This is a genomic window from Streptomyces sp. NPDC005752 (assembly GCF_040630715.1).
In the GTDB taxonomy this organism is placed as follows: Bacteria; Actinomycetota; Actinomycetes; order Streptomycetales; family Streptomycetaceae; genus Streptomyces.
On sequence record NZ_JBEXYB010000005.1, the window covers coordinates 16,563 to 28,986 of the forward strand.

General features: G+C 71.5%; 9 protein-coding genes. 7 read left to right on the top strand and 2 right to left on the bottom strand.

Annotated elements, in window-relative coordinates; translation table 11 throughout:
• Positions 1–778: 778 nt before the first annotated feature.
• The 6 genes from ABZ441_RS05865 to ABZ441_RS05890 all read left to right on the top strand — a co-directional run bounded on the left by ABZ441_RS05865 (position 779) and on the right by ABZ441_RS05890 (position 8,543).
• A complete protein-coding gene (locus tag ABZ441_RS05865; RefSeq protein WP_358968860.1) occupies positions 779–3,217 on the top strand; it encodes a nitrate- and nitrite sensing domain-containing protein in 2,439 nt (812 codons plus the stop codon).
• Positions 3,214–3,618 carry a roadblock/LC7 domain-containing protein gene (locus ABZ441_RS05870; RefSeq protein ID WP_205022000.1) on the top strand — a complete coding sequence of 135 codons (405 nt, stop codon included), beginning with the start codon at positions 3,214–3,216 and terminating at the stop codon, positions 3,616–3,618. Before ABZ441_RS05865 ends, ABZ441_RS05870 begins: the two co-directional genes overlap by 4 nt.
• Positions 3,619–3,703: 85 nt before the next feature.
• Positions 3,704–4,906: an ABC transporter substrate-binding protein gene (locus ABZ441_RS05875; protein WP_358969215.1), complete on the top strand. Its 1,203-nt coding sequence runs from the start codon at positions 3,704–3,706 to the stop codon at positions 4,904–4,906.
• 1 nt (position 4,907) lies between these two features.
• Positions 4,908–6,992 (top strand): ABC transporter permease, encoded by a 2,085-nt coding sequence (locus tag ABZ441_RS05880; protein ID WP_358968862.1) that lies wholly within the window; start codon positions 4,908–4,910, stop codon positions 6,990–6,992.
• Positions 6,989–7,804: an ABC transporter ATP-binding protein gene (locus ABZ441_RS05885; RefSeq protein WP_358968864.1), complete on the top strand. Its 816-nt coding sequence runs from the start codon at positions 6,989–6,991 to the stop codon at positions 7,802–7,804. Before ABZ441_RS05880 ends, ABZ441_RS05885 begins: the two co-directional genes overlap by 4 nt.
• Before the next feature lie 10 nt (positions 7,805–7,814).
• Positions 7,815–8,543, top strand: a complete 729-nt coding sequence (locus ABZ441_RS05890; protein ID WP_358968866.1) for an ABC transporter ATP-binding protein — start codon at positions 7,815–7,817, stop codon at positions 8,541–8,543.
• A gap of 72 nt (positions 8,544–8,615) precedes the next feature.
• Here ABZ441_RS05890 and ABZ441_RS05895 read toward each other — a convergent pair whose 3' ends face one another.
• Both ABZ441_RS05895 and ABZ441_RS05900 read right to left on the bottom strand, forming a co-directional pair.
• Positions 8,616–9,833, bottom strand: a complete 1,218-nt coding sequence (locus tag ABZ441_RS05895) for an FAD-dependent monooxygenase (protein ID WP_358968868.1) — start codon at positions 9,831–9,833, stop codon at positions 8,616–8,618.
• A 317-nt stretch (positions 9,834–10,150) separates the two neighbouring features.
• Positions 10,151–11,512 (bottom strand): peptidase C39 family protein, encoded by a 1,362-nt coding sequence (locus ABZ441_RS05900; protein WP_358968870.1) that lies wholly within the window; start codon positions 11,510–11,512, stop codon positions 10,151–10,153.
• 187 nt (positions 11,513–11,699) lie between these two features.
• On the opposite strand from ABZ441_RS05900, the gene ABZ441_RS05905 reads away from it, so the two are divergent.
• The gene (locus tag ABZ441_RS05905; protein ID WP_358968872.1) at positions 11,700–12,314 is read left to right on the top strand and encodes a hypothetical protein; all 615 of its coding nucleotides are present in this window, start codon (positions 11,700–11,702) and stop codon (positions 12,312–12,314) included.
• Positions 12,315–12,424 lie beyond the last annotated feature (110 nt).

The window sequence follows — 12,424 nt, forward strand, 5'->3', positions numbered from 1 at the left end:
GAAGCGCCGAGTGAGCCCTCCGAGCCTTCCGCTCCCGTGGGTGAATTTCGAGGATCTCGCGCGAACTCTCACCACACCCACGCACGTTCCACCTCAACCCGACACCTCTGCACGCGAAGTGACGTGTCCTCCAGCCATCCTCGCTGCCCACCGGTACACGGCCCGATGGTTCCCGGACCTGCAGCTTCTCTCCTGCATGGACCAACTGCCATGTTCTGTGGGCGACATGGCCGGGCTGGTCCTTCGCCCGACCAACCCGGAGCTCGTCGAGCCGGGACGCATCGGGGAGCGGGACGGACGGAGCTAACCTTTCCGCAACGACATCCGTGCGTTCGACCTACCGGTCAGGACGCCGGGCCCGGAGGCGCCGTACGCGGTTCCACGCACCGGGCCGCGTCTGTGCCCGGGACACCCGAGCGCTGGTCAGGCACGGTACGGAGGGGTAGCTCCAGGCCCTTGGCCCGAGCTCAGGAGAGTCCACCAACTGAGCAGTTGTGACCGGGTCGGACCGCCCTTGTGTAATCAGTGCGCATATTTTTCGCAGTGATACGCGCCCGTAGCCGCGTGCAACGTCATAGGATCATGCCGCCCCAGGGGGCCCGCCTACCCCAGGCAGCGCTGTCCCCCGACGCACGGTTCACCCCTTCCCGCACCGTCTGCCCGTCCTCAACGGCCGCGCCCTGCGCCGACGTCCCCCGACCGACGCCCCCCACAACCCGTTAACAGGTATCTGCGTGTCACCGATACTCAGCACCGGTTCCGGCAACGGAGCCGCGAAGTGAAAATCAATCGTCGCCTCGTCCTCCTCGTGACCGCGCCGCTCACCGTGGCCATCACCTTCTCGGTTCTGGCCCTCGCACCCGCCACCAACCAGGCGCTCCAGGCCAACCGGCTGACGTCGATGGTCGATGCCGCCACCGGCGCGGGGGAGTTGACCCACCAATTACAGCGTGAGCGGGCAGCGGCCACCGCCCTGGTCTCCGGGCAGGCGAGCTCGGACGCCTTCCGCGTCCGAGCCGACGCGACCGATGCGAGCATCGCGAGATTCCGGGACCGGACCGGCCACCTCTCCGGGGTGCCCGGCAACGCACAGGACGCCCTGGACCGCATCGACCGCTTCATCGACGAGATGCCCGCGCTCCGCGCGCAGGTGCGCTCGGGCAGCAGCACCATCTCCGCGCTCGCCTTCGGCTACCGGATCGTGATCGCCGACCTCAACGGCTACCGCGACGGCATCGCACAGGCGGACGGCGTCGATGCCGACATCGCGGACCGGATCCGCGCCGCCGCCGCACTGTCCGAGGCGTCCGAGCACACGGCCCAGCAGCAGGTCACCGTGATGAGGGCACAGGCCGCGGGCGGTTTCACCACCGCCTCCCAGCGGACGTTCGACGCGAGCCGGCTGGGCTACACCGAGTCGATCGGCGTCATGTTCGACCTCGGCCCCGGCCAGTGGCGGACCTGGCTGGAGCGCACGCTCTCCGGAGCGAAGGCACTGGAGGCGCGACGGCTCGAGGACGAGATCGGGCGTGCGGGGACCGGCACGGACCTCACGGTCACTCCGAAGGAGTGGCAGAAGGCCTCCAACGACCGGCAGACCCTGCTGCGTTCGGTGGAGAAACGGATCGACGAGTCCGTCTTCACCCTGGTCTCCGACACGCGCACCACGCTCATGTGGACGGCGGGTGCCGAGGTCGCCCTGGTCGTACTGACCCTGGTCGGCGCCGTCGTCGTCGCGATCCGCCTGGGCCGCGTCATGATCCGGCGGCTGCACGACCTGCGCAACGCCGCTCACGAGGTGGCCCATACCGGACTGCCCGCCGTGATGAGTGAGCTGTCCCAGCCAGGCGCACTGAGCGGGGCGACGCCGGAACAGGTGGCCCGGCGGACGGGTGACCCGGTCACCACGACGGGCGAGGACGAGATCGGTGAGGTCGGCGAGGCATTCAACGCCGTCCACCACGAAGCCGTCCGTCTGGCTGCCCAACAGGCACAGATTCACGAGCAGTTCGCCGAGACGCTGGTCGGCGTGGCCCGCAGGGGTGCGCAGTTGACCGCCGTCATGGTGTCCGAGCTGGACACGGTGCAGCGCGACGAGGCCGACCCCGTGCGGATGAGGACCCTCTTCGCCCTGGACCACCTCGCCGTCCGCATGGAGCGCAACACCAACAACCTCCTCGTGCTCGGCGGTTATGGGAACGCCCGGGTACGCGCGGCGGATGTCGGCTGTTCCACCGTCATCGTGGCCGCCGCTCAGCAGATCGAGCGATTCGAGCGCGTGTCCCTCGGGGCGATCGAAGCAGGAATCGGCATCACCGCCCGCGCCGTGCACGACGTGGCGCACATCCTTGCGGAGCTCCTGGACAACGCAACCCGCTTCTCGCCTCCTGACAAGCAGGTCGGGGTCGCCGTATGGCGGCTGTGGGACCGGGCCGTCGTGCAGGTCGTCGACGAAGGTGTGGGCATGACGGCGGACCGCCGCGCGGCCCACAACGCCGCGCTGCTCGAACCGCGGGCGGGCATCGGCGACGTACGGTCCATGGGGCTGCACGTGGTGGCACGGCTGGCCGCGCGCCACGGCATCGTCGTCGAACTGCGCGACTCGTCGGGCCCCGGCACCATCGCCGAGGTCACGCTGCCCGCGAAGGTGCTGTCCCTGGTGGCGCAGGAAGCCGCGCCCTCTCAGCCGGGCACGCTCGGTTCGGCCCCGGGCGGGGATCGTGGCAACGATGTCAGCTACGAGTCGCCCCGTCCCATCACACCGCCTGGACAGGCCGGTCGCCGACAGCCGGCCGCGACGGGCGCGTGGCCCGCCCGCAACGGTGCGTCCGCCGGTGCGGGCGCCGTCGGGGACCGTGCGCAGGCAGGCGACGACCACGCACCGGGCCGGACCGTCGTTGCCGCGGGCGCGGGCCGGGACGGCCGCGACCACAGCACGCCGCCCGGCCAGGAAGAGCCGGCTTCGCGCATCGCCGGAGTCAGCTCCTCAGGACTGCCCCTGCGGCAGCGCAAGACGACGCAGCAGTGGCCCACCCTGGGTAAACGGGACGGCGCCGACCAGCGGTCCGGCGCCACCGCACCGAAGCCGTCGCCCCGTCGCCGGGACTCCCGGCAGGTCTCCGACGTCCTGGCGGCCTACGCCCAGGGGATCAACAGGAGCACGAACCCCCGTGGGCGCTCCGCTACCGACGACGACACCGAACGGACCAAGAAATGACCTCTTCCACCGACCTGAGCTGGATCCTGAGCGATTTCGCCGGACGCATCCCGGAAGTCACCCAGGCGATAGCCGTGTCCGTGGACGGACTGGCGCTTGCCTACGCGGGCGTGGAGCGTGACGACGCCGAGCGGCTGGCCGCCATCGCGTCCGGCGTCGTCAACCTGCTCTCCGGTGCCGCCCAGTTGATGAACACCGATCCCGTCGAGCACAGCCTCACCGCGATGGACGGCGGCTACATGTTCTCGATGGCCGTCTCCAGCGGCGCTTCACTGCTGGTGAGCACGACCAGGGACGCGGACATCGGTGAGGTCAGCTACATGATGTCCGAACTGATCAACCAGGTCGGTGACGCACTGTCGCCCCAGGTCCGCGACGCGAGCCTGCCGCCGTTCCGCTGACCGCCGGGCAGGTCCCGTACGGCCGCACCACCCTTCCCCCAGCCAGTCCCGTCCGTCATGCTCGACACTCCTGATGAGAGCCCTCATGTTCTTCGACACACCCGCCTCCCGCCGCCGTCGATTCCGGCCGGCCGGCGCCGCCGCCCTCGCCCTCGGTCTGGCAGCCGTCACCGGTTGCAGCAGCGGCAGCGGCTCCGACGACGACACCGTGAAGGTGGGCCTGGTGGCCTCCCTGTCCGGCACCTACGAACCGGTCGGCGCCGACCTCCGCGCCGGCTTCGAGCTGTACCTGGACACCCACGACAACAAGCTGGGCGGACGCAAGGTCGAGCTCATCGTGGCGGACGAGGGCGACGGTCCGCCGACCGCAGTCCCCGCGGCCACCAAGCTGGTCAAGAAGGACAAGGTCGATGTGCTGACGGGCTTCGTCAGCGGCGGCTCGGTCAACGCGGTGCTGCCGCTGGTCAACCAGGCCAAGATCCCCTTCCTGGGGTCGAACGCCCGGCCGCCGGTGAAGGACCTCGAATACGTGTGGACGACGAGCTTCCTGTCCGACGAACCGGGCAAGGCCATCGCCCCGTACGTCAAGGAGAAGGTCGACGGGCCGGTCTACGCGATCGGCCCCGACTACCAGGGCGGCTACGACGAACTGCGCGGCTTCACCGACGAGTTCAAGCGCGTCAAGGGGAAGCTGGCCAACCCTGACGGCAAGACCACCTGGACGCCGTTCCCGAAGACCACCAACTTCATGCCGTACTTCGCGGAGATCGCCAAGACGGACGCCAAGGCGGTGTACTGCTTCTACGCCGGTAAGGCCGCCATCGACTTCGCCAAGCAGTACGCCCAGTCCGACATCGCCGATCTGCCGCTGTACACGGCCTTCGTCACCGAGGGCAGCGTGCTCCCGGCCCAGGGCGCCGCGGCCAAGGGCATCTACTCCGTCCTGAACTACGCGGCCGACCTCGACAACGAGGCCAACCGCACGTTCGCCGCGGACTGGACCGCCGAGCACGACACGCAGCCCACCACGTACGCGATGTCGTCGTACGACGCGGCCGCCGTGCTGGACAAGGCCGTCGCCGATGCGGCCAAGGGCGGCGAGGTGACACCGCGGACCATCAACGAGGCCATCGCGGACCTGGGTCAGATCGACAGCCCACGCGGCGCCTGGGAGTTCGGCGACAAGGCACACTCGCCGGTGCAGACCTGGTACCTGCGCCAGGTGCGGCCGGACGGTGCCCAGCTCGCCAACGTCATGGTCCAGGACCTGGCGACGCTCGGCAGCTGACATGGATCTCCTCGATGCCCACCTCGTACCGGCGGTGGACGGGGTGGCCTACGGGCTGTTGCTGTTCGTGGTCGCCGCCGGTCTGAGCCTCGCCTTCGGAACCGCCGGCGTACTGAACCTGTCGCACGGCACGCTGTACGCGATCGGTGCCTACACGGGAGCCGCACTGAGTGACGGGACCTGGGGCGGCCTCGTTCTCGGACTGGCCGCCGGGACCGCCGCGGCATGCGTCGCCGGGGCGGGTCTCTCGGCCGCGACGGCTCCGCTGGCCCGCCGTGGGCATCTCGCGCAGGCCCTGTTGACGTTCGGGCTGGCCTTGGTCGGCGGAGATCTGCTCATCCAGTTCTTCGGAGCGAACGATCTCCCCGTACGCGTCCCCGGGGCGCTCGATTCCTCGGTGACGCTGCTGGGCCACCGGTATCCCGCGTACCGTCTCGGATTTATCGTCATGGCTGTGCTGCTGGCGGCCTTCGGCACCTGGGTGCTGACCCGGACCCGTATGGGTGCGGCGGTACGCGCCGCCGCCGACGACCCGCAGATGCTCGCGACCACCGGTCACAACCCCCGGGCCGTGCACACCGGCGTGCTCGCGGCGGCAGGCGCGCTGGCCGGGGCGGCGGGTGTGCTCGGGGCACCGATCATCGGTCCCGGACCCGGCACGTCCGAGACGGTGCTGATGCTGTCCCTCGTGGTGGTCGTCCTCGGCGGGCTGCGCTCGCTGTGGGCGACGCTCGCAGCGGCGGTCGCCGTCGGCGAGGTCCAGACGCTCGGCGTCTCCCTGGCACCGGACCTGGCGCCGTACCTGCTCTTCGCCGCGATGGCGGCGGTGCTGGTGCTGCGCTCCCGCTTCGCGGAACCGGCGGCCGCGCACGACTCCCACGGCCCGTCCCCGGACCCGGTGGACCGGCTCCGCCGCCGCCTCGTCGCACGGTTGCGGCCCCGCACCACCCGCGGGGCGGCCGAAACGGGCCCGCGCAACGGTACGGACGCCGCGAAACCCCTTACGGGGGCACTGGGCTCACGGGCACCGGCGGGCGCGCCCGCCAGGGCCGGGGGGCTTTGGCGCGGGGCCGCGTGGCGGCAGGCCGCTCCGCTGCTCGTCCTGCTCGTGGTACTGATCGCGCTGCCGGGGCTGCTCGATTCGTACAGCATCTCGCTGGCCGGTTCCGCCCTGGCCCTGGGACTGCTCGCGGTCAGTGTCACCGTTCTCACCGGCTACGCCGGACTGCCCACGCTCGGGCAGACCGCGCCGTTCGCCGTGGGCGCGTACGCCACCGCGAACCTCGCGGACGCCGGGTGGACCGCGGGACCCGTACAGCTCGTCCTCTCGGCACTCGCCGCCGCCGTCTTCTCCGCGGTGGTCGGACCCGCCGTGATCCGGGCCCGCGGCACCACCGTGCTGATGATCACGCTCGCCGTCGGTGAGCTGACCGGTGCGGTCATCAATCAGCTCAAGTCCGTCACCGGGGGCGCCGACGGTCTCGTCGGCTTCCCGGCCACGCAGGCGCTGTGGGGCGGGGAGGGGATGACCGAGGAGAGTGAGCTCTACACCTACGCCCTCGTCGTCGCCGCCGTCGCCGTCACCGCCACCCTGCTCGTGCTGCGCTCCCCGGCCGGGAAGCTGTTGACCGGAACCCGGAGCGCCGAAGCCCGCATGCGTGCCTCGGGACACCCGGTGGGCCGCTACCTGCTGGTGGCACACATCGGCGCCGGGGCGCTGGCCGGCGTGGGCGGCTCGCTGATGGTCACCGTCCAGCAGTACCTCTCCCCCGCCGACGTCGGCTTCGAGATCGCCGCTTTCGCCTTGCTGGCGGCCGTCATCGGCGGCACGACGTCCGTGATCGGCGCTCTGATGGGCGCCGGGCTCATCGTGATCACCCGCGACTGGGTCGCCGGAGCGTGGCCCGGTCACGGCCCGCTGCTGCTCGGCACGCTGTTCGTCGCAGCCGTGTACCTGCTGCCCCGTGGTCTGGCCGGCCTGCGGGGCGGATCCGGCCGGAGCGGTCCGGCCCCCGAGGGGGCGGCATCCGACGAGCGGCCCCCGGCCGCCCCCGCCCCGACCCCCACCGGGAAGGTCTCGCCATGACGCCCGCACAGCACGCCGCCTCGGCGCCTCCGGTCCTCGACCTGGCCCGGCTCACCCGCAGATACGGCAGTCTCACCGCTGTCGACGACATCAGCCTGCGGCTCCCCGCGGGCGCCCGGCACGCGGTCATCGGCCCCAACGGCGCCGGTAAGACCACCCTGCTCAACCTCATCGCGGGCACCGACCGGCCCGACCACGGCACGATCGCCCTGAACGGCACGGACATCACCCGTACGGCCACGGCCAGACGCAGCCGCCTCGGCATCGCCCGTAGCTTCCAGCAGCCTTCGGTGATAGCCGAGCTGTCCGTGCTGGACAACGTCGTCCTGGCGGGCTGGCCGCACCACCCCAAGCGCCGCGGCGCCTGGCGCAGTCCGTCCCGCTACCGGCAGCACACCGAGTCCGCCGGCCGCCATCTGGAGGCCGTCGGCCTCGCGGACAGCGCCCACCGGCCGGCCTCCACGCTCTCCCACGGACAGCGCCGCATGCTCGACCTCGCCGCCGCGCTGGCGGGCGAACCGCGCCTGCTGCTGCTGGACGAGCCGGCGGCGGGGCTGACCGACGGCGACATCGGCCGGCTCCTCGGCATCCTCGGCGGTCTGCCGGAGAGTGTCGCCATCATCCTGGTCGAGCACCATGTCGACGTGGTCGTCCAGCTCGCCTCCTCCGTCAGTGTGCTGGCAGCGGGACGGGTTCTCGTCACGGGGCCGACCCGGGAGGCGCTCGCGCACCCGGAGGTCCGCGACGCGTACCACACCACCGGTTCGACGCTTTCCGCCTCCACCGCCTCCACCGGCGAAGCGAAAGGATGACCGCCTCCCGATGCTCGAACTCACCGGACTGACCGCGGGCTACCACGGCGGCACCGTCCTGCACGGTCTGGACCTGTCGGTGCCCGCCGGCACGGTCCACGCCGTCGTCGGCCACAACGGCGCCGGCAAGACCACCCTCGTCCACACCGTCGCCGGACTGATGCGTCCGAGCGCCGGGACCGTACGCCTGGACGGCCGGGATGTGACGGGGCAGCCCGCGCACCGGATCGCCCGCGCCGGGATCGGACTCGTACCGCAGGGCCGCCGTGTGTTCGCCGGGCTCACGGTCGCCGAACACCTGCGGCTCTCCTACCGTCCGCCGCGTGGCGACGACACCACGCGCCCCAGCGTATGGACGCCCGCCCGCGTCCTGGAACTGCTGCCCCGGCTGGGCGAGCGCCGCGGCAACCGGGGCACGGATCTGTCCGGCGGCGAACAGCAGATGCTGGCGCTGGCCCGCGCGCTGCTGGGCTCGCCACGTGTTCTGCTGCTCGACGAACCGACCGAGGGCCTGGCACCCGTGCTCGTCCGGCAGGTCTACGAGCTGGTGACCACGCTGGCGGACGAGGGCATCGCCGTACTGCTGGTGTCCCCGAGCCCCACCCAGGCCGCCGAGTGCGCCCGTACGCTCACGGTCCTCACCTCGGGGCGGATGACACTGCGCGTGGACGGGGAGGACGCCCGCGCCGACGGCACCGCGCTGCACGCCGCGCTCGAACTCGCGCCGACGTCGGCCTGAGACGCGAGCGGCACGGACGGGCAGGCGGGGGCGGGGGCCGGTACACGGCCGCCGCCCCGTCGCGCTCCGCGTCTAGCCGGCCTTGATGCTGTGTCCGCCGAAGCCGCTGCGCCGGTCCGAGCCCTTGTTCTGGTCCTGCCACCACACGTCGAACTCCGGCTGGCCCATGGCCGACCAGTCGGGGGTGTTCTCGACCTGCGCGCTGCCCATCCGGCGTGCCAGCGCGACCATCTCCGCCCCGACGGGGCCGCGGCTCGCGTCGTAGCTCGCGAGGACCTCCTTCCAGCTGTCCCCGGCCACCCAGGCGGCCTCGAGCGCGGTGGCGTCCTGGAGCGCCTTCACGCTGCCGCCACCGATGTGCGGCCGCGCGACACTGGCGGCGTCACCGACGAGCAGCATCCGGCCCGCGGTGTAGTGCGGCACCTCCAGGTCGTAGATGGGCTGGATGAAGGTGGTCTCGGCGGGTGTGCGGAGCACCCTGGCGGCCCAGTACGGCGGGAAGTTGTCGGCGACCAGTGCGCGCAGGTGCGCGGTGAGCTCCGAGTTGAGCCGACCCGGCGGCAGGGATGTCGGGGTCCGCAGGTCGGGGTGGAGACCGTCGGTCTGCGGGGGCACGGTGTAGAGGACCCAGTTGAGCAGGTGCCCGCCGGCGCCGTCCGGGATGCGGTAGACCATGCAGTGGCCGCCGGGAAAGACGATGTTGTGCGCGTCGTAGCCGTCCGAGGGGAGGTCCGCGACGTCCGACGACGTACCCCGCCAGCCTATGTATCCGGCGTACGTCGCGTCGGCGCCGGAGAACATGGCCTCGCGGACGACGGAGCGGTAGCCGTCGGCCCCGATCACGACGTCGAAGCGCTCCTGGTATCCGTCGGCGAGCCGGAGCGTCACACCGTCGGCGTCGGGCTCCACGCCGGTGACCACCGAGCCGGACCGGTAGGAGACCTCCTCCGGCACCCGACGGCGCAGTTCACTCCAGAGGGAGCCCCAGCTGTAGGCGCGGAAGGGAAACGGCTGCTCGCCGATGACACGGCCGTGGTCCGCTTCGCCGTCGCGCGCGCTCCACACGCGCCGGGTCAGGGGCGCCCAGGGCATCTCGGGAGCCACGTACCCGGCGTCCTTCAGCTCGTCGTACCGGTCGCTGTGCAGAGCGATACCCACTCCTCTGTCACGGAGTTGGGCGTCGGCGCGCTCGAAGACGGTGATCTTCTCGGCTCCGCCGCGCGACGCGGCCAGCGCCGCGGCACACCCCGCTATGCTGCCGCCGACCACGGCGATGCTGCCTCCACGCATGACTGGCACTCCACTCACTCGGTGTTGCGGGCGCCGTTCCGGGATGATGTCTCCGCAACGGCGCGTCCGGCCGTAAATCGCCTTCTATCGGCGGTTGTTGACCCGTTTCCCCTGAGGGCTGGGGCCACGCGGAATCCTATCGAGGAGCGTTCGGTACCGCCCGCGCGCCATTCTCTGGCGGGGGCGTCGTCGCGACCTGCGGGAAGAGGCACCTGCCGGCGTCGACCGAAGGGTTCGGTGGAGCAGGACGGCCGCCTGACGCAGGACGGCCGCGAAGGGCGCCGTCCTGCGTCAGGCGGCCGTGGGGCCGCACAGGCTCAGGCCAGGCCGAGCGACCGCAGGACGCGGCGCTGACCCGGTGCCGGGTCAGTCGGCCAGTAGACGTAACAGACCCCGCCCGTACCGCCTCTGACCGCACCGTTCGCGTCGTAGCGCTTCGTTCGCAACCAGATGTTCTCCCACTCGCGCCGCTGGTAGACGCGGCGCACCGCGTCGTTGGACGGGGACGCCGGGTCGTTGGCGATCACGTCGCCGTCCGCCGTGAAGCCGATGACGGTCATCAGGTGGCCGGATGTTCCGTAACCCGCCCCCGTCAGCTCGCCCTTGAGGAACGACTGGGACGTTATGACCGGGATGCCGGCAGCGATCAGCTTCTCCAGGTCGTCGAGCGACCCGAGCCTGGTGACCACCGCGTTCATGTCCTTGTAGGTCGCGGCGTAGGCGGCGTTGAAGGGCCAGTTGCCGCATCCGTCGTACTGGTAGTCGAACGTGTAGCGGGCCGCGTGGCAGACCTGAGGGTCGGCGAGATCCGGTTTGACCCAGGCCAGGTCCTCGGCGGTGGGCCTGCGCCCCCAGTACTCGACGATCATCTGCGAGGAGGTGGGGCTGCACCAGGCCTCGCCCCCGTCGTCGTACTCCGGGTACTCCCCCACGTGCACGTTCTGCGAGTAGCGGGGCACCGCCAGCTCGCGGATGGTGCCGGGTGCGGTGGCGGGGACGGTGAAGCGGTCGGGGACGTCCGAGGCCATGGCGCCGATCCGGTGCACCGTGGGCGTGAGGCGAGTGCCGGGCGTCCGGTACAGGGTGAGCCGCAGCCGGTACGACACCAGCCGCAGCCCGCTCGCCGCGTCGTCGAGCGAGAAGGTGTCGGTCCAGACGGTGCTCTTCCCGTCCGTCTGGTCGTCGACGGAGGTCCGCCGGATGTCCGTGTCGGCCGAGGCCCAGCGGCCCATCACGTACCAGGGCGTGTCGGTCCCGTCCGAGTAGCTGCCGCGCAGCTCGATCTGGATCCAGGTGCCCTTCGGGGTGTGGGCGTTCCAGGAGGCGATCACCTCGGTGGCGGGGACGGAGGAACGGTGGACCGGTGAGGTCCAGGTCGCGTACTCCCAGCTGCCGCCCGTGCCGGTGTGCGGGTCGGTGTAGTCGGTGCTTCCGGCGGGCGTGGCGATCACCAGGCCGGGGCGGCGGCCGGCGACCGCGCGGGTCCCGGCCGAGGCGCCGCAGCGCCAGTCGGTGTACGTGTTCCAGAAACGGTTGTCCACGAGCGAGGCCGCCGCCGGGGATGAGGAGGTACGGGAGGAGGCGGCGCTCGCCGGGCCGGCCGAGGCAGCGGTGCCCGCGCCGGCCGCAGCCGCGAGCGCGGCGGTGAGTACGGTTCTGCGTGAAGTCGGTCGTGTCATGGGCGGGACCCCCGGTCGTTGGGCGGATTGGGGCTGCGGATGCCGAACGGTGCGCCAACTATCGCGGGTCAGGGCCGGATCCGGCCAGTGATTCGACCCGCGCCGCGGCACAAATATTGGTCTGGTCCACTGGCGTGACCTGCGCGGAACCCAGCGGCGGGCCCTCGGAGCCTCGTAAAGTGGAGACATGGACGACCTGGCGGGCCACGCGCGACGGCTGCGTTCCCTGCCCCCGTCGTGCGGGCCGGTGCGGCTGATCGCGGTCGACGGCCACGCGGGGTCGGGCAAGAGCACCTTCTCCGCCCGGCTGGCCTCAGCCCTCGGCGAGGCCCCCGTGCTCCGCCTGGACGACCTGGCCACGCACGAGGAGCTCTTCACCTGGACGGACAGGCTCCGGACGCAGGTCCTGGCCCCTCTCTCGCGGGGCGAGCCCGCGCGATACGCACCGTACGACTGGACGGCCCGCCGCTTCGGGCCGCCGCGGACGCTCGAGCCCGCCCCCGTGGTGCTGATCGAGGGAGTCGGGGCGGGCCGCACCGCGGTGCGGCCGTTTCTCGCGGGGCTGTTGTGGATCGAGGGGGACAGCGAAGCGTCCTGGGAGCGGGGCAGGCAGCGCGACGGCCCCGGACTCTCGGAGTTCTGGGACGGGTGGACAGCGGCGGAGCAGCGGCATTTCGCCGCCGACCCCTCGTACCCCTTCGCCGATGCGGTGATTCGGCGGATGCCCGAGGGCTACATGTGGCTGGAAGGGCCTCTTGAGTCAGCGGTGACGAGTCGGATCATCACGGACAGTGAAGCCTGAGACCAGCCGTACCGCCGGGCGGGAGAAAGCCCGGCAAGCGCTCCAACTCGGCTTGACCGAGGGGCCTTACAGGTCTTACGTTCTCAATGTGCGGCTTTTCGGAGCCCCCG

Bases quoted from the DNA above. Each gene is read 5' to 3' on its own strand.
- ABZ441_RS05870 (WP_205022000.1), top strand. From the start codon at position 3,214: ATGACCTCTTCCACCGACCTGAGCTGGATCCTGAGCGATTTCGCCGGA.
- ABZ441_RS05900 (WP_358968870.1), bottom strand. From the start codon at position 11,512: ATGACACGACCGACTTCACGCAGAACCGTACTCACCGCCGCGCTCGCG.
- ABZ441_RS05895 (WP_358968868.1), bottom strand. From the start codon at position 9,833: ATGCGTGGAGGCAGCATCGCCGTGGTCGGCGGCAGCATAGCGGGGTGT.
- ABZ441_RS05890 (WP_358968866.1), top strand. From the start codon at position 7,815: ATGCTCGAACTCACCGGACTGACCGCGGGCTACCACGGCGGCACCGTC.
- ABZ441_RS05875 (WP_358969215.1), top strand. From the start codon at position 3,704: ATGTTCTTCGACACACCCGCCTCCCGCCGCCGTCGATTCCGGCCGGCC.
- ABZ441_RS05905 (WP_358968872.1), top strand. From the start codon at position 11,700: ATGGACGACCTGGCGGGCCACGCGCGACGGCTGCGTTCCCTGCCCCCG.
- ABZ441_RS05880 (WP_358968862.1), top strand. From the start codon at position 4,908: ATGGATCTCCTCGATGCCCACCTCGTACCGGCGGTGGACGGGGTGGCC.
- ABZ441_RS05885 (WP_358968864.1), top strand. From the start codon at position 6,989: ATGACGCCCGCACAGCACGCCGCCTCGGCGCCTCCGGTCCTCGACCTG.